The following is a 20,448-nucleotide window of genomic DNA, read 5'->3' as shown; positions in this document are numbered from 1 at the left end:
TGCCGGTGGGTTCACCCGGGTGGTGCGGCAGCGGTCTCGGCGGGGGCCGTTCCGTCCGCCGGGTGCCAGCGGACGCCGAACACGCCCATGCCGAAGTCGAGGGCGACCGCGTGGGTGCGGCCGAACCGGTCCACCACCAGCGGTTTCGGCGGTTCCACCTCCTGCGTCGTCGAATCGCCGACGTAGCTCTCGGCGCTGGTCGGCGGGTGCGCCGGGTCGAACTGCACCTCCAGCACGTACTGCCGCACCGGCAGCCGGAACAGGCGGCAGAAGCTGTGGTCGGTCTCGTTCGGCCCGGTCGGGGGGTCGATGATCTCGAACTCCAGCAGCACCGTCTCCCCGCGCGCGAGCACGCGGTCGAACAGCAGCTCGCCCACCACCAGGTCCCGGGCGTGGTCGGTGAGGACCTGCCCGAGCAGGCAGGACCGGATCGGCCGCACGACCGGCGGGTTCAGCAGCGCCGACGCGCCGTCGAACATGATCACCCACCGGTCGACGCCGTTGCCCTCGGCGCGCACCAGCATCCGGGTGCGGATCTTGCGCAGCTCGCCCCGGTGGTCGACGTGCACCACGTCGTGGTGCGACAGCCGGGTGAGCTTGCTGTCGTGCGAGGTGTCGATCCTGGTCAGCAGCTCGGCGGCGGATTCGTTCTCGGCCCACAGCGCGCTCAGCGGCGGGGTGTCCGGCGGTGCCTGGCGGGTCCGCCCGCGCGGCCGGGGCGGCCCCAGCAGCGCCGACAGCGCGCCCTCCGGGACGCCGAGGACCTTTTCCAGCTCGTGCAGCGCCAGCAGCGAGTCCGGTCGCTCCGGGCGGCGGCGGCCGGACTGCCAGTAGCTCAGCGCGGTGATGCTCACCGGGGTCCCCCGGCCGCGCAGGCGGTGCTGGATGCGCTCCAGGCTGAGCCGGCTGGCGCGGATCGCCGCGCGCAGCGCCGCCTCGAACGGTCCGGTGCGCAGGAGCTGGGCGAGTTCGGCGGACAGGGCGTCCGGGTGCTGCGGGTCGCGGACGGTCGGATCGGGCCCGGTTCTCGAAGCGGTCATCGCTACTCCTCGTGTCCGCCGCGTGGTCGATTCACGCTCATCAGTGGGTCACCGCAGTGCGACGATCATGCCGCCGTCGGCGGTTCCCCGGGGGCGTCCCGGGGAATTGTGGCGCAGCTCCCCCGGCGCCGGTACCGACTTAGGGCGGTGCCCGTCCGCCCGGGCCTGCGCGCCGCGCCACCGGGCCCGTTGGCTAGCCTTGTTCCCTCGCCTCCGCCGGTTCGCGCCGGGGAGGCCCCACGAACGCCGAGCGCTGGAAGAGGAGCTCTCACCGTGATGCGCACGCACGAGGCCGGTTCGCTGCGAGCCGGTCATGCCGGGCAGTCCGTCACCCTCGCCGGGTGGGTGGCGCGCCGACGCGATCACGGCGGGGTGATCTTCATCGATCTGCGGGACGCCTCCGGCGTCGCCCAGGTGGTGTTCCGCGAGGGCGAGATGGCCGAGCTGGCGCACCGGCTGCGCGCCGAGTTCTGCGTCCAGGTCACCGGCGAGGTGGTCCAGCGCCCCGAGGGCAACGAGAACCCGGAGATCGCCACCGGCGAGATCGAGGTGACCGCCACCCGGCTGGAGGTGCTCTCGGAGGCCGCGCCGCTGCCCTTCCCGCTCGACGAGCACCTGGAGGTCGGCGAGGAGGCCCGGCTCAAGCACCGCTACCTCGACCTGCGGCGCACCGGCCCGGCCCGGACCATGCGGATGCGCAGCGAGATCAACCGGCTGGCCCGGGAGGTGCTGCACGGGCGGGACTTCGTCGAGGTCGAGACCCCGACCATGACGCGCTCCACCCCGGAGGGCGCCCGCGACTTCCTGATCCCGGCGCGGCTGCAGCCGGGCAACTGGTACGCGCTGCCGCAGTCCCCGCAGCTGTTCAAGCAGCTGCTCATGGTCGGCGGGGTGGAGCGGTACTTCCAGATCGCCCGCTGCTACCGGGACGAGGACTTCCGCGCCGACCGCCAGCCGGAGTTCACCCAGCTCGACATCGAGATGAGCTTCGTCGAGCAGGACGACGTCATCGAGCTCGGCGAGTCGGTCATCGCCGCGCTGTGGAAGGGCGTGCTCGGGCACGAGATCCCGCGTCCGATCCGCCGGATGACCTACGCCGAGGCGATGGCCGGGTACGGCACCGACAAGCCGGACCTGCGCTTCGGCCTGGAGCTGACCGAGCTCACCGAGTACTTCGCGGACACCCCCTTCCGGGTGTTCCAGGCGCCCTACGTCGGCGCCGTGGTGATGCCCGGCGGGGCCGACCAGCCGCGCCGCCAGCTCGACGCCTGGCAGGACTGGGCCAAGCAGCGCGGGGCCAAGGGCCTGGCCTACGTGCTCGTCGGTGCCGACGGCGAACTGTCCGGTCCGGTGGCCAAGAACCTCTCCGAGGCCGAGCGCGCCGGGCTGGCCGAGGCCGTCGGCGCGTCCCCCGGCGACTGCGTGTTCTTCGCCGCCGGGCAGCCCTCGTCCTCGCGGGCGCTGCTCGGCGCCGCGCGGCTGGAGATCGGGGAGCGCTGCGGGCTCATCGACCACGACGCCTGGTCGTTCGTCTGGATCGTCGACGCCCCGATGTTCGAACCGGTCGAGGACACCGACGACGTGGCGGTGGGCGAGGGCCGCTGGACCGCGGTGCACCACCCCTTCACCTCGCCGAACGCCGAGTGGGCCGACACCTTCGAGCAGGACCCGGCCAACGCGCTGGCCTGGGCCTACGACATCGTCTGCAACGGCAACGAGATCGGCGGCGGCTCGATCCGCATCCACCGCTCCGAGGTGCAGGAGCGGGTGTTCGGCGTGCTGGGCATCTCCGAGGAGCAGGCCCGCGACAAGTTCGGCTTCCTGCTGGAGGCCTTCAAGTACGGCCCGCCGCCGCACGGCGGCATCGCCTTCGGCTGGGACCGGATCTGCATGCTGCTCGCCGGGGCGGAGTCGCTGCGCGAGGTCATCGCCTTCCCGAAGAGCGGCGGCGGGTTCGACCCGCTGACCGGCGCGCCCGCGCCGATCACCGCCGCGCAGCGCAAGGAGGCCGGGGTGGACGCCAAGCCGGCCCGGCCCCGGGAGGAGAGCCTGTCGGCGCCGCCCGAGGTCGTCGAGAAGCAGGGCTGATCGCGTTCCGGGGCGTCCGCGCGGACGCCCCGGTGCGACGCGCTGCCGCCGCGGTGCAACGTCGGCGTCGCCGCGTTCCGTCATCGGCGAGGGCGGCGGACGCGGGTGGGTGACCGCACCGAGGGGGTGAGGCCGATGGCCGGACACGCTGCGGACACGGGCGCTCACGGTTCGTGCGCCACTTGACCGGTCATGCCCGTCCGGGTGTGAGCTGTGGGGGTAGTGTCTGGAGACGATGAGCGTGGAGATCACCACCGGCCCACCGGAGGTCCGCATCCCGGCGAGCACGGAAGCGACCGACACCGTCGGCACCGCTGAAGCCGTGCTGGCCAAGCGCACGGGCGCCCCGGTCCGGCTCGCCGACGCGGAAGACCTGGGCGGCAGCGACCGCTCGGTGGTGCTGCGCGTCCGGGTCGCGGAGAGCCCCTTCGAACTGCCCCGGACCCTGGTGGTCAAGCACTACGGCGAGTGCCCCGACGAGGCGCGCTCGGACCCGTTCGCGCACGAGGCGGCGAGCTGCCTGCTCAGCACCTCGCTGCCGCCGGAGGCCCGGGTGGGTCCGGAGCTGATCGCGCACGACGCGGGTGAGCGGCTCCTCGTCCTGGAGGACCTGGGCCGCGGTTCGACGCTGGCCGACGTGCTGTTCGCCGACGACCCCCGGGTGGCCGAGCGGGCGCTGTTGGCGTGGGCGCGGGCGCTGGGGCGGCTGCACAGCACCACGGCCGCCAGCGAGGCGGACTTCGACGCGCTGATGCGGCGGCTCGGGGAGCGGACCTGGACCGATCCGGTGGCCGACGACGTCATCCGGGCGGTCGACGAGCTGCCCGGCCTGCTGTCCCAGACGCTCGGGGTGCGGACCCCCGAAGTGATGGTGCGGCGGCTGGCCGACGCCTCCGAGCTGCTGGGCAGCAGCCGCTACCGGGCGTTCAGCCCCTCCGACATCTGCCCGGACAACAGCCTGGTCACCGGCAGCGGAGTGCGGTTCCTGGACTTCGAGTGGGGCTGCGTGCGCGACGTCGCGCTGGACGCGGCGTACCTGCAGTACCCGTTCCCGTCGTCGTGGTGCTCCTACGCGCTGCCCGAGACGCTGGTCGAGAACATGCTGTCCACCTGGCGGTCGGAGATCGCCGAGGTGTGGCCGGAGCTGGACGACGACGAGGTGCTGCTGCCCCGGCTGTTCAGCTCGCAACTGCTGTGGGTGTGGGTCTCGACGTGGTGGTTCCTGCCGCGCACCGGGGAGACCGACCGGCCGATCGACCTGCACATGCCCTCGCCCCGGCGCAGCACGGCGCTGGTGGACCGCTGGCGGCGGCTGCGCGCCGACGCCGACGGCTCGGGGATGCCCGACATCGCCGAGTTCGCCGACCGGATGATCGAGGCGCTCGTCGAGCGGTTCGGCGCGGGCGCGCTGCACCTGCAGGCCTACCCCGCCTTCCGCACCGACGGCTGAGGGCCGCTCCTGAGCTACCGGGCACGTCGGCTCCGAGCCGCCCCGGGGTCGAGTGCAGTTCGCCACATCGCCCGCCGCCCAGATTCATCCGGGCGGCGGTCGTCATTCGGGCGGTGCCGGTCGGTGTTCGGCCGGAGCGGCGGGCCGCTGTGTTTCGCGCATGTTTCATGGCAAACCGTTCATGTTTTTCCGCGTTGCCCGATCCGGTAATGCTCGTCACAAGCCGACTGGCCGAGCGGCCATCGTTGTCCTGACTCAGCGCAGTCGCGCAACCGGCTTACCGGCCACTTTAGAGTGAAGTCGGACGTACTCCACCCGGCTTCCGATAAACATATCTTCATTTTTCGTGGTCGTTCCCCCAAAACGCTACTTGCGCCTGCGCTACGCGGATCGGATATCTTGAGTTCAGCGTTTCGCTACCTCTTCCCCATAACGTCGGCGCGGCAGCCGAGGAGACGCGCTGCTCGAAAGGCGGAGACAGTCATGTGCGGCAAGGTCTGGCAGACCGTGAGGGCGGGATCGTTCCTGCTCTTCGTGGTGCTGCTCGCCGTGGCCGGACCGCTGGACGCCCCGCCCGACGCCAAGGCGTCCCGCGTCGTCCCCTCCGAGGTCAAGTCGGAGACGAGTGAGCACCGCGAGGGTGAGAAGCTGCGCGAGCGGCTGCCCGGTGCCACCGTGCACCGCCGCTGCCTGATCCGGCACGAGGACCGGGGGCGCGTGGTGCCGTGGACGCCCGAGTGCACCACGCTCCGCACCGGCTGCCGCTGCGCCTCCGGCGCCCCTCCCGATCGCGGGTGGCTGCCGAGAAGCGATGAATTCCGCTCGGAACGGCACTCGCCCGCCGCGCTCCAGGTTTTCCGGCGCTGATCGCCCCGCTTTTCCGAATTGCATTCATCCGCGGTTTTCCGCGGAACCACTCGGAGCGAAGGCGAACAAATGAACTACGAAGACTTCGTGCGGAACGCCAGGCGTCATCCGCAGGCCCTTTCGCACGCCGCGCGCAGTGAACTCGCCGCAGGTCAGAAACCCGGCGCGCTGTTCATCGGCTGCTCGGATTCGCGGGTGATCCCGTCGCTGATCACCGGAGCGGAACCGGGCGCCCTGTTCGAACTCCGCACCGCGGGCAACGTGGTGCCCAAGTACGCCCCGGATTCGGGGTCCAGCGAAATGGGAACGATCGAGTACGCGGTGCTGCGATTGGGCGTTCCCGAGATCATCGTGTGCGGGCATTCGCACTGCGGTGCGGTCACCGCCCTCGCGGTGGCCGGGCAGGGCCTCGACGACCTCCCGGCGCTGTGCGGCTGGCTGGGCACCGGGAGCCGCAGCGGCGGGACCGTGCAGGACCCGGCGGTGCGCGCCGAGAGCCAGGCGCACGTCCGCGAACAGCTCGACGCGCTGCGCGAGTACCCCTTCGTCCAGGACCGCGTGGCCGCCGGTGAGCTCCGGCTGCACGGCTGGTTCTACGAGATCGACACCGGCCGGGTCCACGCCCAGGACGCGGAGACCGGCGACTTCCTGCCGCTGTAATCCGGCTCCCACCCATCGACCACTGGAGTCACAGTGACCACTCGTACCTCGACGCCGCGCGCGGGAGGCCGCCGCTTCGGCGTCCCGGCGTGGCCGAAGGAGACCTTCGGTGCCGACCTCGGAGCCTCCCTGGTGGTGTTCCTGGTCGCGCTGCCGCTGTGCGTCGGCGTGGCCGTCGCCTCCGGCGTGCCCGCCGAGCTCGGCATCGTGACCGGCATCGTCGGCGGCATCGTCGTCGGCCTGCTGCCGGGCAGCACCATGCAGGTCAGCGGCCCGGCCGCCGGGCTGACCGTGCTGGTCGCCTCGGCTGTCAACCAGCACGGGCTGGCCGCCCTCGGCGTGATCGTCTTCGGCGCGGGCATCGTGCAGGTGCTGCTCGGCGTGAGCCGGCTCGGCACCTGGTTCCGGGCCATCTCGCCCTCGGTCGTGCAAGGCATGCTGGCCGGCATCGGCCTCGTGCTGATCCTGGGCCAGGTCTACCCGGTCGCCGGGATGGACCAGCCCGCCACCACCCCGGAGAAGTTCGCCGGGCTGCCCGATGTCGTGATCAACGCGGTGACCACCCCGGAGGGCCTGAGCGGCCTCGGGCTCGCCGTCCTCGCCCTCGGCGTGATGGCGGCGTGGAAGAAGGCCCCGGAGCGCATCCGGGTGATCCCGGCCCCGCTGATCGGCGTGGTCGTGGCCAGCGTCGCCGCGCTGGTGCTGGCGCTGCCGGTGGCCAACGTCGAGGTCGGTTCGCTGCTGTCGGCGCTGAACGTGCCCACCGGCCCGGAGTGGAGCGGCCTGCTCACCCCGGCGATGCTGGGCACGATCCTCACCGTCGCGCTGATCGCCTCGGCGGAGAGCCTGTTCAGCGCCGCCGCCGTGGACCGGATGCACGACGCGCCCAAGACCCGGTACAACACCGAGCTGGTCGCCCAGGGCGCGGGCAACACGGTCTGCGGTCTGCTGGGTGCGCTGCCGATGACCGCGGTGATCGTGCGCAGCTCGACCAACGTCAACGCGGGGGCCAAGACCAAGCTCTCCCGCATCCTGCACGGCATCTGGCTGCTGCTGTTCGTGGTGGCGCTGCCCGGCCTGCTCGGCTTCCTGCCGTTCGCGGTGCTGGCCGCGCTGCTGATCCAGGCCGGGTGGAAGCTGCTGGAGCTGCCGCAGGTGGTGGCGCTGGCCAAGGAGCAGCGCGGTGAGGCCTTCGTGCTGGTGCTGACGGCCGGCATGATCGTGGCCACCGACCTGCTGGTCGGCACCCTGACCGGTCTGGCGGTGGCGATCGTCAAGACCGCGATCGAGGTCTCCCGGCTGTCGGTGAAAGCCGAGCACGGGGCCGAGCAGGTGCACGTCGAGCTCGGCGGCAACGCCACGTTCCTGAAGCTGCCCCGGCTGCTGGACCACCTGGAGAAGCTGCCCGCGAACAAGCACGTCCACCTGGACCTGACCACGGTGCGGCACCTGGACCGGGCCTGCCACCAGGCGGTCGAGCACTGGGCGGCGCAGCACCGGCGCGGCGAGGGCACCGTCGAGGTGGCGATGCCCGCCCGGGTCGGCTAGGCGGTCCGCACGGGCTCCCACCTCGCCGTCCGCCCCGGCCGGTAGCGTCGGGGTGTGAGCGAGGGGTTGTTCGACGAGGGCCTGTTCGGCGCCGAGGTCGAGGAGCGCGCGGGGGAGCGGTTGGCCGAGAACGCACCGTTGGCGGTGCGGATGCGGCCCCGCTCCCTCGACGAAGTGGTCGGTCAGGACCACCTGCTCGGCCCCGGCGCCCCGCTGCGGCGGCTGGTGGAAGGCGCGGCCCCGGCGTCGGTGCTGCTGCACGGTCCGCCGGGGACCGGCAAGACGACCCTGGCGAACCTGGTGTCGCAGGCCACCGGCCGCCGCTTCGTCGCGCTGTCCGCGCTGTCCTCCGGGGTCAAGGAGGTGCGCGGGGTGATCGAGGAGGCGCGCCGCAGGCTGGGCCGCTCCGGCGAGTCGACGGTGCTGTTCATCGACGAGGTCCACCGCTTCTCCAAGACCCAGCAGGACGCGTTGCTCGGCGCCGTGGAGGACCGGATCGTGCTGCTGGTGGCGGCGACCACGGAGAACCCGTTCTTCTCGGTCGTGGCGCCGCTGCTGTCCCGCTCGCTGGTGCTCCAGCTCCGCAGCCTCACCGAGGACGACGTGCGGGTGCTGGTGCGCCGCGCGGTGGCCGAGGAGCGCGGCCTCGGCGGCGCGCTGCGGCTGGACCCCGACGCCGAGGACCACCTGGTCGCGCTGGCCGGGGGCGACGCCCGGCGGGTGCTCACCGCGCTGGAGGCCGCCGCCGAATCGGCCGGCTCGACCGGCGCCGGGGCGATCGACCTGGCCACCGTGGAGGCCACCGTGGACCGCGCGGCGGTGCTCTACGACCGCGGTGGCGATCAGCACTACGACGTGATCAGCGCCTTCATCAAGTCCATCCGCGGCTCCGACGTCGACGCCGCGCTGCACTACCTCGCCCGGATGGTCGAGGCGGGCGAGGACCCGCGGTTCATCGCCCGGCGGCTGGTGGTGCACGCGTCGGAGGACGTCGGGATGGCCGATCCGACCGCGTTGCAGACCGCGGTCGCCGCCGCGCAGGCGGTCCAGCTCATCGGCATGCCGGAGGGCAGGCTGGCGCTGGCGCAGGCGACCGTCCACCTGGCCACCGCGCCGAAGTCCAACGCCGTGATCACCGCGATCGACGAGGCGGCGGGCGACGTGCGCGCCGGGCGCGGCGGTCCGGTGCCGCCGCACCTGCGCGACGGCCACTACGCCGGGGCGGCCAAGCTCGGCAACGCCCAGGGCTACCGCTACCCGCACGACAAGCCCGAGGGCGTGCTGGCCCAGCAGTACCCGCCCGCCGAACTCGTCGGCCGGGACTACTACCGGCCCACCGGGCGCGGCGCCGAACGCACCCTCGGGGAGCGGGTGCCCAAGCTGAGGGACATCATCCGCGGTTCTTGAGCGGGTTTTGGGTGTCCGTGGTCCTTTTGCTGGGCGGTGCGGGTGGCGGAACCTCAGCGGCCTGCTCGCTCCGGGCGCCCTTCCTCACGTACCGAACACGTACACAGCGTCAGGGCGTCCTCGCGAGAAGACCGCTGAGAACCCGCCGCGGTGCAAGTTGCTCAGGTGGGGTAAGGCGGAAGCGGCTTTCGCCGCTTGCCTGGCGGTGGTTGCGGTGGCTCGGGTGCGCGGGAGGCGTTGATCTCGTCGGGTCCGCCGCGGTTGGTGCCCGGGGTAGGTTCTGCCGCGACGCACTCGCGCGAGGAGGTTGTTCGGTGGACGAGCGGATCGTGGTGACCCGGGCGGTCCCGGAACCGGCGCTGGAGCTGCTGCGGGCGGCGGGCGAGGTCCGGGTGTGCGAGCAGGACCGGCCGCTGACCCCGGACGAGCTGCGCGCGGCGGTCGCGGGGGCGCACGGGATCGTGGCGATGGTGCACGACCGGATCGACGCCGAGGTGGTGCGGGCCGCCGGACCGGGGCTGCGGGTGGTCGCCAACGTCGCCGTGGGCTACGACAACATCGACGTGCCCGCGGTGACCGGGGCGGGCGCGGCGGTGACCAACACGCCCGGCGTGCTCACCGACGCCACCGCCGACCTGGCGATGGGCCTGCTGCTGATGGCGACCCGGCGGCTCGGCGAGGGCGAGCGGCTGCTGCGCGCCCGGCAGCCGTGGAACTTCCACCTCGGGTTCATGCTCGGCACCGGGCTGCGGGACAAGACCCTCGGGATCGTCGGCCTCGGCGGGATCGGGCAGGCGGTGGCCCGGCGCGCCCGCGCGTTCGGGATGCGGATCGCCTACACCGGCCGCAACCGGGTCGACGAGCGGATCGCCGACGAGCTCGACGCCCGGTACCTGCCGATGGCGGAGCTGCTGCGCACCTCGGACGTGGTGAGCCTGCACTGCCCGCTGACCGAGCGCACCCGCCACCTCGTCGACGCCGCCGCGCTCGCCGCGATGAAGCCCTCCGCGGTGCTGATCAACACCGCGCGCGGCCCGGTCGTCGACGAACGCGCGCTGGCCACCGCGCTGCGCGAGGGCACCATCGCCGCGGCCGGGCTGGACGTCTTCGAGAACGAACCCGAGGTGGAGCCCGGCCTGCTGGAGCTGGACAACGTGGTCGTGGTGCCGCACCTGGGATCGGCGACCACCGAGACGCGCACCGCGATGGCCGAGCTCGCGGCGCGCAACGTGGCGGCGGTGCTCGGCGGGGGCGAGCCGGTCACCCCGGTCGGCGGTTGAGCGGGGGCGAAACGCCGACGCGGCCGAATCGACCGGGTGCGGGTCCGGCGCGCTCGCCCCGGTAACGTGTCGCTCGATCAACCGCGCCGCGCGCCCAGTCCGCGCCGGTGCGCAGAACATGACGTTAATCACGGGAGGCGACGTGACGCCTACGCAGATCGCCGCACTGATCGCAGCCGGTGCGTTCGTGCTGCTGGTCGTGCTGCTGGCGATCCCGCTGGTCAAGCTCGGCCGCACGCTGGACGAGGCGACCACCGCGATCCGCAAGGCGCACGAGAACTCCGACCCGCTGTTCCACGGCGCCAACACCACGATCGATCACGTGAACACCCAACTGGAGCGGGTCGACGGGATCACCGCCAACGCCAAGACGGTCAGCGGCAACGTCTCGGCGTTGTCCTCGCTGTTCACGGCTACACTGGGTGGTCCGCTGGTGAAGACGGCGGCCTTCTCGTACGGGGTCAGCAAGGCGCTGCGGACCCGTCGCAAGCGCAAGCAGGAGCCCGGCGGCAGGCACGTCCGCGGCAAGGGCAAAGGAGGGCGCAAGTGAGGCGCCTGTTCTGGTTCGGCGCCGGTGTCGCGGCCGGGGTCGCGGTGACCCGCAAGGTGAGCGAGACCACCCGCAAGGCGACACCGGCCGGGATGGCCGAGCAGCTCGGCGGCGCGATGCGCGAGCTGGCGGGTGCGGTCGGCTCGTTCGGCGCCGAGGTGCGCGCCGGGATGCAGGAGCGCGAGGAGGAGCTGCACGACGCGGTGGACGGCAGCAGCGCCGACACGGTGCAGTTCCGCCGGATCGAGGCCGACGACCGGGCGCCCGCGCGGCGAGCTCGGCGGGCGGGGCGCTGAGCGGCCGCGCCGCGCCGTCGTCCCGCCGCCACCACCGGCAGACCCGCTCCGAGACCTCCGAGGACCCATCGTGCAGACCCACGAGATCAACAACCGCTTCACCGAGCACTTCCGAGGCCGCGGCCACACCGTCGTCCCCAGCGCCTCGCTGATCCTCGACGACCCGACGCTGCTGTTCGTCAACGCCGGGATGGTGCAGTTCAAGCCCTACTTCCTGGGTGACGCCCCGGCGCCGTACCCGCGCGCCACCAGCATCCAGAAGTGCGTGCGCACCGGGGACATCGACGAGGTCGGCAAGACCACCCGGCACAACACGTTCTTCCAGATGGCGGGGAACTTCTCCTTCGGCGACTACTTCAAGGAAGGCGCCATCCGCAACGCCTGGGAGCTGATCACCGGCTCCCAGTCCGACGGCGGGTACGGGTTCGACCCGGCCCGGCTGTGGGTCACCGTCTTCGAGAAGGACGCCGAGGCCGCGCGGTTGTGGCAGCAGGTCACCGGCATCCCGGCGGAGCGCATCCAGGCCCGCGACGGCAAGGACAACTACTGGGACATGGGCGTGCCCGGTCCCGGCGGCCCCTGCTCCGAGATCTACTACGACCGCGGCCCGGAGTACGGCCGCGAGGGCGGTCCGATCGTCGACGAGGACCGCTACATCGAGATCTGGAACCTGGTGTTCATGCAGGACGTCCGCGGTGAGCTGTCCCCGAAGCTGGGGCACCCGCCGGTGGGCGAGCTGCCGATGAAGAACATCGACACCGGGATGGGCGTGGAGCGGGTCGCGTGCCTGCTGCAGGGCGTGGAGAACGTCTACGAGACCGACCTGGTGCGCCCGGTCATCGCCAAGGCCGAGGAGCTCTCCGGCCGCCGCTACGGCGCCGACCCCGAGGACGACGTGCGGTTCCGGGTGATCGCCGACCACGCCCGGTCCGGCGTGATGCTGGTCGGCGACGGGGTCACCCCGGGCAACGAGGCGCGCGGTTACGTGCTGCGCCGCCTGCTGCGCCGCATCATCCGCTCCACCCGCCTGCTCGGCGTGCAGGACCCGGTGCTCGGCGAGTTCAGCGCGGTGGTGCGCGACGCGATGGCCCCGAGCTACCCGGAGCTGGTCAGCGAGTACGACCGCATCGAGGCGGTGGTGGTCAACGAGGAGAACGCCTTCCTCAGCACGCTGACCGCGGGTTCCAAGATCTTCGACGTCGCGGTCTCCGAGATCAAGGCGGGCGGCGGTTCCCGGCTGGCCGGGGACAAGGCCTTCCAGCTCCACGACACCTACGGGTTCCCGATCGACCTGACCCTGGAGATGGCCGCCGAGCAGGGGCTCAGCGTCGACGAGCAGGGCTTCCGGGACCTGATGGCCGAGCAGCGCCGCCGCGCCAAGGAGGACGCGAAGGCCCGCAAGTCCGGCCACGGCGACCTGTCGACCTACCGCACCCTGCTCGACGAGCACGGCAGCACCGAGTTCCTCGGCTACACCGACCTGCAGGCGCAGAGCCGGGTGCTGGGGCTGCTCGTGGGCGGGCAGCCGGTGCCGTCGGCCGGGGAGGGCACCGAGGTCGAGATGGTGCTCGACCGCACCCCGTTCTACGCCGAGGGCGGCGGGCAGATCGCCGACACCGGCACCCTGGTCGGTCCCGGCGTCGAGGTCCAGGTGCAGGACGTGCAGCGGGCGGTGCCGGGGCTGTTCGTGCACCGGGCCAAGGTCGTGGCCGGTGAGCTCGGCGTGGACACCCGGCTGGACGCCTCCGTGGACGTCACCCGCAGGCGGGCCATCGAGCGCTCGCACTCGGCGACCCACCTGGTGCACGCCGCGGTGCGCAGCGCCTACGGCAAGCGCGCCGCGCAGGCCGGTTCGCTGAACTCCCCGGGCCGGATGCGGTTCGACTTCACCGCGCCCGCGGCGGTCTCGGCCGAGGTGCTCGGCGGGGTCGAGGAGGAGGTCAACGACTACCTCCAGTCCGACGTCGAGGTGAACGCCTACACCACCACGATGGACCGGGCGATGGAGCTGGGCGCGGTCGCGCTGTTCGGCGAGAAGTACGGTGACCAGGTGCGCGTGGTCGACATGGGCGACTACTCCCGCGAGCTGTGCGGGGGCACCCACGTCGGCCGGATCGGCCAGCTCGGCCTGGTCAAGCTCGTCGCCGACTCCTCGGTCGGCTCCGGGGTGCACCGGGTCGAGGCGCTGGTCGGGATGGACGCCATGCGCCACACCAGCAAGGAGAGCCTGCTGGTCAGCCAGCTCGCCGAGCAGTTCAAGGTGCCCGCCGAGCAGCTCCCGGACCGCATCTCCGGGGTCGTCAGCCGGTTGCGCAGCGCCGAGAAGGAGCTCCAGCAGCTCCGGGTCCAGCAGGTCCTGCAGTCGGCGGGCGACCTCGCGGGCAAGGGCGTGGACGTGCGCGGCGTGACGCTGGTGGCCGAGCAGGTCCCGGACGGCGTGGACGGCGGCTCGCTGCGCGCCCTGGCGGCCGAGGTGCGCAACCGGGTCGGGTCCCGGCCCGCGGTGATCGCGCTGTTCTCCGCCGACGAGGGCAAGGTCGGCTTCGTGGTCGGCACCAACGACGCCGCCCGCGACCAGGGCCTCGCCGCGGGCGGGCTGGTGCCGTCGTTCGCCGCCGAGGTCGGCGGCCGGGGCGGCGGCAAGCCGGACATGGCGCAGGGCGGCGGCTCGCAGCCGGAGGGCATCCCGGCGGCGATCACCGGGCTGCGCGCCGGTCTGGACCGGGCGGTGTCCGGCGGGTGAGCGAGCTCCGGCCCGATCCCGGCCCGGGACGGCGCATCGGCGTGGACGTCGGTGCGGTCCGGGTCGGGCTCGCGCTCAGCGACCCGGCGCCGTTCCTGGCCACCCCGCTGGTCACGCTGCGCCGGGACGAGGCGGGCGGCGCCGACCTCGGTGAGCTCGCCGCGCTGGTCGCCGAGCACGAGGTGGTGGAGGTCGTCGTCGGCCTGCCCACCACGCTCGCCGGGCGGCACGGCACCGCCGCGCAGCTCGCGCAGTCCTACGGCGAGGCGCTCGCGGAGCGGATCGCGCCGGTCCCGGTGCGGTTCTCCGACGAGCGGCTCACCACGGTGACCGCGAGCCGGATGCTCTCCCAGCGCGGGGTGAAGGGCAAGAAGCAGCGCGCCGTCGTCGACCAAGCGGCGGCGGTGGAGATCCTGCAGGCGTACTTGGACTCCCGGGGGCAGCAGACACGAGAGGAACTCCCGTGAGCGACGATCTGGGATTGTTCACCGACGAGCCGACCGACGTGCGCCGGCGCCGGTCGGACCCGGAAGCCTTCCGCCGCCGCAAGCGGCGGCGCTGGGTGACCGCGCTGGCCGCGGTGTTCGTGGTGGTGCTGGTCGGCGGCGGCGTGCTCTACGGCGCCAGCCAGATCGTCCAGCTCGGCGCCTACGAGGACTTCTCCGGCGAGGGCACCGGCCAGGTCGTCATCCGGGTCGAGTCCGGCGAGACGGTCAGCGCCATCGGCAGCACCCTCGCCGATCAGGGCGTGGTGGCCAGCACCAAGGCGTTCATCGAGGCCGCCGAGGGCAACCGCCGGATCAACGGCATCCAGCCGGGCTTCTACCTGATGCGCAAGGAGATGTCCGGCGAGTCCGCGGTCGAGCACATCATGTCGCCGGACGCCAAGGTCGGCCGGGTCGAGGTGCGCGGCGGGATGCGGCTGGAGGACCAGCTCGCCCCCGACGGCGGGACCACGCCCGGCGTGCTCACCCGGCTCGCCGAGGCGACCTGCGTCGGCAGAGCGGAGTGCATCACCTCCGAGGAGATGCACGAGGTGGCGGCGACGGCGGACCTGCGCTCGCTGGGCGTCCCGGAGTGGGCCGTGGGCCCCGCGTCCGAGGCGGAGCCGCGGCGGCGGCTGGAAGGGCTGATCCTGCCCGCCGTCTACGACGTGAAGCCGGGCGCCAGCGCCGAGGACGTGCTGCGCGACGTGGTGACCCGCTCGGCCACGATGCTGCAGGCCGCCGGGCTGCCGCAGGCGGCGGAGGGCACCGGGCACACGCCGTACGAGCTGCTCACCATCGCCTCGATCGTGCAGAGCGAGGGCATCGGCAAGGACTTCGGCAAGATCGCCCGGGTGATCGAGAACCGGCTGGCGCCGCCCGCGATGAAGCTGGGCATGGACTCCACGATCAACTACCCGCTGGACAAGCCCGCGCTGCTCACCAAGCCGGAGGACCGGGGTAGGCCGGGTCCGTACAACACCTACCTGAACTACGGGCTGCCGCCGACGCCGATCTCCGCGCCGGGCCAGGACGCCATCATCGCGGCGGAGAAACCGACCGAGGGAAGCTGGAAGTTCTTCGTGAAGTGCTACCCGGACGGCACCTCCTGCTTCGCCGACACCTACGAGCAGCACCAGACCTACATCGAGGAAGCCAGGGCGCGCGGTGCCTTCTGAACCGGCTCCCCGGCGGGCCGCGGTGCTCGGCTCGCCGGTGGAGCACTCGTTGTCGCCGGTGCTGCACGAATCCGCCTACCGGGCGCTGGGCCTGCCGTGGACCTACCAGCGGGTGGAGGCCGACGCCGACCGCCTGGTGGAGTTCGTCGCGGGGCTCGGGCCGGAGTGGGCCGGGTTGTCGGTGACCATGCCGGGCAAGCGGGCGGCGCTCGACGTCGCGGCCTCGGCCAGCGACCGCGCGGTGGCGGTCGGGGCGGCCAACACCCTGGTCCACCGGGCCGACGGGAGCTGGTACGCCGACTGCACCGACGTGGACGGGGTGCTGGGCGCGCTGCGCGGGGCAGGCGGTTTCCGGGCCGGGCACCGCGGACTGGTGCTCGGCGCGGGGGGCACCGCGGCGGCGACGCTGGCGGCCTTCGCCGAACTCGGGCTGGCCGAGGTGGTGCTGGCGGTGCGGGAGCCCGCGCGGGCGGGCGAGGCGCTGGAGACCGCGGAGCGGGTCGGGATGCCGGTGTCGGTGCGCCGGCTGGCCGAGCTGGACCTGGCCGCGGCCGCGGCGGCGGCCGACGTGGTGGTGTCCACGCTGCCCGCGGGGGCGCTGGACCACCAGGCCGGGGCGCTGGCCGGGGCGCGGTGCCTGCTGGACGTGATCTACCACCCGTGGCCGACGCCGGCGGCCGAGGCCGTGACCCGGTCCGGCGGCCGGGTCGCCACCGGGCTGGACATGCTGCTGCACCAGGCGTTCGGCCAGGTCGAGCAGTTCACCGGCCGGAGCGCGCCGCGCGAGGTGATGCGCGACGCGCTCCAGGCCGCCGGCGGCGGAGTTCCGCTGCCGCTGTGATCAGTCCAGTTCGGACCCGATGAGCCCGGCGAGTTCCTCCAGCGCCGTTTCGGCCCCCGCGCCGTCGGCGGTGAGGACGACCTCGTCGCCGAAGCCCGCGCCCAGGGTCATCAGCCCCAGGATGCTGGCCGCCTCGACCGGGTCGGCGCCTTCCTTGCGGATGGTGATCGTCACCGGCGTGGCCGCCGCGGCCTTGGCCACCAGGGCCGCGGGGCGCGCGTGCAGGCCCACCTTGCTCGCCACGGTGACCCGTCGCTCTGGCATGTCCGTCCTCCGCTTCTTCCTGTGATCAGCTCTTGCCGGTGCTGTCGGCACCATTGTCCGCACCGGCGACCTCGGTCTCGTCGTCCTCCCGCCCCGGCGTGCGCAGGTTCCAGCGGATGATCACCCAGCGGAACACGAAGTAGTAGACCACCGCGTAGCCCAGGCCGATCGGGATGAGCCAGAGCGAGTTCTGCGAGATGCCGAAGTTGAGCACGTAGTCGATCGCCCCGGCGGAGAACCCGAACCCGGTGTGGATGTCCAGCGCGTTGACCAGGGCCATCGACGTGCCGGTGAGGACCGCGTGGATCAGCAGCAGCGGCCAGGCCACGAAGATGAAGGTGAACTCCAGCGGTTCGGTGACCCCGGTGAGGAACGAGGTCAGGCCCACCGAGAGCATCACCCCGCCGATGACCTTGCGCTGCGAGGTCGGGGCGCAGCGCCAGATGGCCAGCGCGGCGGCGGGCAACGCGAACATGAAGATCGGGAAGAACCCGGTCATGAACGTGCCCGCGGTCGGGTCGCCCGCGAAGAACCGGGCGATGTCGCCCCGCTCGCCCTGGTAGTCGCCGAACAGGAACCACACCACGTTGTTCGGGATGTGGTGCAGGCCGAAGGGCAGCAGCAGCCGGTTGATCACGCCGTAGATGCCGCCGCCGATCACGGCGTTGGCGGTGACCGCGTCGCTGAACGCGGTCAGCCCCGCGTCGAAGTACGGGAACAGCAGGCCCAGGACCACGCCCGCGATCAGCATCGCGAACGCGGTGATGATCGGGACGAACCGCCGCCCGCCGAAGAACCCGAGGTAGTCGGGCAGCTTGATCCGGTGGTAGCGCTGCCACAACCAGGCCGCGGTGAGCCCGGCGATGATTCCGCCGAGCACGCCGTAGGGGCCCTTGTTGTAGACGGTGCCGGCTTCCTGGTCGGTGATCTTCCAGAGGACGCCGGAGAGCACCAGGTAGCCGACGACCCCGGCCAGGGCGGTGGACCCGTCGGCCTTCTTCGCGAAGCCGATCGCCACGCCCACGGCGAACAGCAACGGCAGGTTGTCGAACAGCGCGCCGCCCGCCGCGCCGATCACCTCGGCGAACGGCTTGATCGCCGCGAAGCTGCCGAGCAGGTCGTCCTGCCCGAGCCGCTGCAGCAGCGCCGCGGCGGGCAGCACCGCGATCGGCAGCATCAGGCTGCGGCCCAGCCGTTGCAGGAGCGCGAACCCCCTTCTGCCCCCGCCGGGCCCGGTGGTGGTGCTGGCACTCATCGGTTACCTCCTGTGTGGCGGTGATCCCCGGAACCGTCCGGATTCCGGTCGAGCTGCATCGTGACCTGGTACAGATCGCCCCGGTACCAGGAAGTCATGTCCTCCACCGGACGTCCCCGCGCGGTGGAGACCCGGTGGAACACCAGGACGGGCGAACCCGGCCGGACGTCGAGCAGCGCGGCCGTCGCCGCGTCGGCTCCTTCGGCCAGCACGGTCTGCGTGCCGCGCTCCAGGTGCACGTCGTAGACCCGGGCGAGCAGCGTGTAGAGCGAGTCGGAGAGGTCCTGGCGCAGGAGCCCGGGCAGCAGCCCGGCGTGGTACCAGCCGCGCTCGACGGCCATCGGGGCGCCGTCGGCCTTGCGCAGCCGGTGCAGGTGGTGGGCCCGCTGGTCGCGGCGCAGGCCCAACGAGGACGCGACCTCCGGCGGCGGCGCCTGCTCGGTGGCCTGGAGCAGCACCGTCTCCGGCCGCATCCCGCGGCGGCGCATCTCCTCGGTGAAGGAGGCGAGGTGGAGCTGGGCGTCGACCCGGGGCCGGGTGGTGAAGGTGCCCTTGCCCCGGACCCGCCGCAGCAGGCCCTCGGCGACGAGCTGCCCGACGGCCTCCCGCACCGTCAGCCGGGACACCCCGTAGCGCTGGGCGAGCTCGCGTTCGGAGGGCACCGGGGAGCCGGGCAGCAGCTCGTTGCAGGCGATGTCCCGGAGGATCTCGCGGAGCTGGGCGTGCTTGGGCGTCGGGCCGTCGCCGAGCACGCCGCGGGTGGGGCCGCTCCGTCCCGGGTCGCCGAGCCCCGCACCGCCCGCCGGTCGTGATGGGGTCACGTCGCCTCCTCGCGCCGCTTCCCGGCGCGTCCTGTCCAGCCGGTCCAGACGTTGGTACTGTCCGGTCTAAACCAGTTGGATGCGAACAATGCGCGGTCGGGCGATCGGGTGTCAAGACGGCGCCTGCTTCGTTGCCGCATCGACACCTCGCGGGCCAAGATCACCTGAACGGGGTTCCCCCGGGTGTCGGAGACGAAGGGAGCACGGGGTGGCGCAGGACAAGGCCGCGGCGATCCTGGCCGCACTGGGCGGCGGAGTCAACGTGGTGGAGATCGAACCGTGCATCACGCGGTTGCGGTGCGAGGTGGAGGACGCTGCGAAGGTCGACGAGACGGCGCTGAAGGCCGCCGGTGCGCACGGCGTCCTGCGGCAGGGCGCGGTCATCCAGGTCGTCGTCGGCCCGGAGGCCGACACGCTGGCCGAGGACATCGAGGACCTGCGGTGAGCCTGGAGGTCGGGAGCCCGGTGGAAGGACTGGCCGCGGCGTTGTCCGACGTGCCGGATCCGGTCTTCTCCCAGGCGATGGTCGGCCCCGGGGTCGCGGTGCGGCCCTCCGGCGGTCGCTCCGACGCGGTCGCGCCGATCGCCGGCGTGGTCGCCACGGTGCACCCGCACGCCTTCGTGGTGGCCGCGCCCAGCGGCACGGCGGTGCTGGTGCACCTGGGCATCGACACCGTGAAGCTCCAGGGCGAGGGCTTCGAGCTGCACGTGTCCAAGGGCGACGAGGTGACGGCCGGGCAGCCCGTGGTGAGCTGGGACCCCAGCCGGGTGGAGGCCGCGGGCTACTCCGCGGTCTGCCCCGTGGTGGCCCTGGACCAGGCGCCCGAGGCGCTGGCCGACCTCCGCGAGGACGGCCCGGTGCGGGTCGGGGACACCCTCTTCGCGGTGGAGGCCTGATCCGGAACCCGCGCTGCTCGGCCTGATCGAGCAGCGCACCGTCGGACACGCCGGCGGTGCGCATCCGCCGCACCTCCCGGGCGGCGCCCGATGCTGGGTCCGTGTCGATCCTCACCGGACTCCTGCTGGGCGCCGCCGCGGGCGCGGCCGGTGCGCGGCTGCTGCGCGCGCTCGGCAGGGGAGTGCGGCCCCCGCCGCTGTGCTGCGCGTCCGCCGTCGCGGTGCTGTGGGCGGTGGTCGCGGCCCGGCTGGCGGGCGGGGCCTTCGGCTGGTGGTGGGCGCCGGTCCCGTTGCTGCTCGGCTGGGTCGGCGTGCTGCTGGCGGTCTGCGACCTGCGGGCCGCGCGGCTGCCGGACGCGCTGACCCTGCCCGCGCACCCGGTGGCGGCGTGCCTGGTCGGGCTGGCCGCGGCGCACCGCCCGGCGGCCCTGCCCGGGATGCTGGTCGGGGCACTGCTCGGCGCCGCGCTGTTCGGCGGCGGGTACCTGGTGGTCCGGCTGCTGGCCCCGGCCGCGCTGGGGCCCGGCGATGTGAAGCTCGCCGCGCCGCTGGGCGCGGTCGTCGGTGCGGTCTCGGTCCCGGCGGTGCTGGCCGTGATGGGCGTCGCGGCGGTGCTCACGGCGCTCTGGTCGGCCGGCCGGGGCGGCACCGGGGTGCCGCACGGTCCTGCGATGCTGCTGCCCGCGTGGTGCGCGACGGTCTTCCCGCCTTGGTGGTGGACGTGAGCGCCGTGCCGCCGCGGCGCGCGGGCGGTGCGGGTGCGGCTCGGCGGCGCCGA

General features: G+C 73.0%; 20 protein-coding genes. 16 read left to right on the top strand and 4 right to left on the bottom strand.

Translation table 11 applies throughout. The annotated features are described in order from the left end of the window. Positions 1–11: 11 nt before the first annotated feature. Positions 12–1,040, bottom strand: coding sequence for a hypothetical protein (locus ACQP0T_RS19775; RefSeq protein ID WP_433869420.1), 1,029 nt, complete (start codon positions 1,038–1,040; stop codon positions 12–14). 273 nt (positions 1,041–1,313) lie between these two features. Here ACQP0T_RS19775 and aspS point away from each other — a divergent pair, with 273 nt between their 5' ends. From aspS to ACQP0T_RS19710, 13 genes are all read left to right on the top strand, one after another. Then, the gene (gene aspS, locus ACQP0T_RS19770) at positions 1,314–3,128 is read left to right on the top strand and encodes an aspartate--tRNA ligase (protein ID WP_433869419.1); all 1,815 of its coding nucleotides are present in this window, start codon (positions 1,314–1,316) and stop codon (positions 3,126–3,128) included. A gap of 235 nt (positions 3,129–3,363) precedes the next feature. Further along, the gene (locus tag ACQP0T_RS19765; protein WP_433869418.1) at positions 3,364–4,578 is read left to right on the top strand and encodes a phosphotransferase; all 1,215 of its coding nucleotides are present in this window, start codon (positions 3,364–3,366) and stop codon (positions 4,576–4,578) included. A 483-nt stretch (positions 4,579–5,061) separates the two neighbouring features. Then, the gene (locus ACQP0T_RS19760) at positions 5,062–5,445 is read left to right on the top strand and encodes a hypothetical protein (RefSeq protein ID WP_433869417.1); all 384 of its coding nucleotides are present in this window, start codon (positions 5,062–5,064) and stop codon (positions 5,443–5,445) included. 69 nt (positions 5,446–5,514) lie between these two features. Next, the gene (locus tag ACQP0T_RS19755) at positions 5,515–6,105 is read left to right on the top strand and encodes a carbonic anhydrase (RefSeq protein ID WP_433869416.1); all 591 of its coding nucleotides are present in this window, start codon (positions 5,515–5,517) and stop codon (positions 6,103–6,105) included. Between the two features lie 33 nt (positions 6,106–6,138). Further along, positions 6,139–7,653: a SulP family inorganic anion transporter gene (locus ACQP0T_RS19750; protein ID WP_433869415.1), complete on the top strand. Its 1,515-nt coding sequence runs from the start codon at positions 6,139–6,141 to the stop codon at positions 7,651–7,653. A gap of 54 nt (positions 7,654–7,707) precedes the next feature. After that, on the top strand, positions 7,708–9,060 hold the full coding sequence (locus ACQP0T_RS19745; RefSeq protein WP_433869414.1) for a replication-associated recombination protein A: 1,353 nt from the start codon (positions 7,708–7,710) through the stop codon (positions 9,058–9,060). Between the two features lie 314 nt (positions 9,061–9,374). Beyond that, positions 9,375–10,340: a 2-hydroxyacid dehydrogenase gene (locus tag ACQP0T_RS19740; protein ID WP_433869413.1), complete on the top strand. Its 966-nt coding sequence runs from the start codon at positions 9,375–9,377 to the stop codon at positions 10,338–10,340. A gap of 142 nt (positions 10,341–10,482) precedes the next feature. Next, positions 10,483–10,890: a DUF948 domain-containing protein gene (locus ACQP0T_RS19735; protein ID WP_433869412.1), complete on the top strand. Its 408-nt coding sequence runs from the start codon at positions 10,483–10,485 to the stop codon at positions 10,888–10,890. After that, a complete protein-coding gene (locus ACQP0T_RS19730; RefSeq protein ID WP_345362252.1) occupies positions 10,887–11,186 on the top strand; it encodes a hypothetical protein in 300 nt (99 codons plus the stop codon). Before ACQP0T_RS19735 ends, ACQP0T_RS19730 begins: the two co-directional genes overlap by 4 nt. Positions 11,187–11,256: 70 nt before the next feature. Next, positions 11,257–13,929, top strand: a complete 2,673-nt coding sequence (gene alaS, locus ACQP0T_RS19725) for an alanine--tRNA ligase (protein WP_433869411.1) — start codon at positions 11,257–11,259, stop codon at positions 13,927–13,929. Next, positions 13,926–14,396, top strand: a complete 471-nt coding sequence (ruvX, locus tag ACQP0T_RS19720) for a Holliday junction resolvase RuvX (protein WP_345362246.1) — start codon at positions 13,926–13,928, stop codon at positions 14,394–14,396. The genes alaS and ruvX overlap by 4 nt, the downstream gene beginning before the upstream one ends. Then, positions 14,393–15,592 (top strand): endolytic transglycosylase MltG, encoded by a 1,200-nt coding sequence (gene mltG / locus ACQP0T_RS19715; RefSeq protein ID WP_433869410.1) that lies wholly within the window; start codon positions 14,393–14,395, stop codon positions 15,590–15,592. Before ruvX ends, mltG begins: the two co-directional genes overlap by 4 nt. Next, complete coding sequence (locus tag ACQP0T_RS19710; RefSeq protein WP_433869409.1) at positions 15,582–16,433, top strand: shikimate dehydrogenase; 852 nt, start codon at positions 15,582–15,584, stop codon at positions 16,431–16,433. Before mltG ends, ACQP0T_RS19710 begins: the two co-directional genes overlap by 11 nt. Here ACQP0T_RS19710 and ACQP0T_RS19705 read toward each other — a convergent pair whose 3' ends face one another. Genes ACQP0T_RS19705 through ACQP0T_RS19695 form a run of 3 tightly spaced genes read right to left on the bottom strand, consistent with a single transcriptional unit; the run spans position 16,434 to position 18,704 of the window. Beyond that, positions 16,434–16,697: an HPr family phosphocarrier protein gene (locus tag ACQP0T_RS19705; RefSeq protein ID WP_345362237.1), complete on the bottom strand. Its 264-nt coding sequence runs from the start codon at positions 16,695–16,697 to the stop codon at positions 16,434–16,436. 25 nt (positions 16,698–16,722) lie between these two features. Next, positions 16,723–17,952, bottom strand: a complete 1,230-nt coding sequence (locus ACQP0T_RS19700) for a PTS transporter subunit EIIC (protein ID WP_345362234.1) — start codon at positions 17,950–17,952, stop codon at positions 16,723–16,725. Beyond that, a complete protein-coding gene (locus ACQP0T_RS19695) occupies positions 17,949–18,704 on the bottom strand; it encodes a GntR family transcriptional regulator (protein WP_433873784.1) in 756 nt (251 codons plus the stop codon). The genes ACQP0T_RS19700 and ACQP0T_RS19695 overlap by 4 nt, the downstream gene beginning before the upstream one ends. 277 nt (positions 18,705–18,981) lie before the next feature. Between ACQP0T_RS19695 and ACQP0T_RS19690 the strand changes: the two genes are divergently transcribed. The 3 genes from ACQP0T_RS19690 to ACQP0T_RS19680 all read left to right on the top strand — a co-directional run bounded on the left by ACQP0T_RS19690 (position 18,982) and on the right by ACQP0T_RS19680 (position 20,395). After that, the gene (locus ACQP0T_RS19690; protein WP_433869408.1) at positions 18,982–19,218 is read left to right on the top strand and encodes a glucose PTS transporter subunit EIIB; all 237 of its coding nucleotides are present in this window, start codon (positions 18,982–18,984) and stop codon (positions 19,216–19,218) included. Beyond that, entirely contained in the window at positions 19,215–19,670 is a 456-nt protein-coding gene (locus tag ACQP0T_RS19685) for a PTS sugar transporter subunit IIA (protein ID WP_433869407.1), read from the top strand. Before ACQP0T_RS19690 ends, ACQP0T_RS19685 begins: the two co-directional genes overlap by 4 nt. Before the next feature lie 101 nt (positions 19,671–19,771). Next, complete coding sequence (locus ACQP0T_RS19680; protein ID WP_433869406.1) at positions 19,772–20,395, top strand: prepilin peptidase; 624 nt, start codon at positions 19,772–19,774, stop codon at positions 20,393–20,395. Positions 20,396–20,448 lie beyond the last annotated feature (53 nt).

The organism is Saccharopolyspora sp. CA-218241, from assembly GCF_050954615.1.
GTDB lineage: Bacteria > Actinomycetota > Actinomycetes > Mycobacteriales > Pseudonocardiaceae > Saccharopolyspora > Saccharopolyspora cebuensis.
The sequence above is the reverse complement of the archived record's forward strand: the minus strand, read 5'-3'. Positions and strand labels throughout refer to the sequence as shown.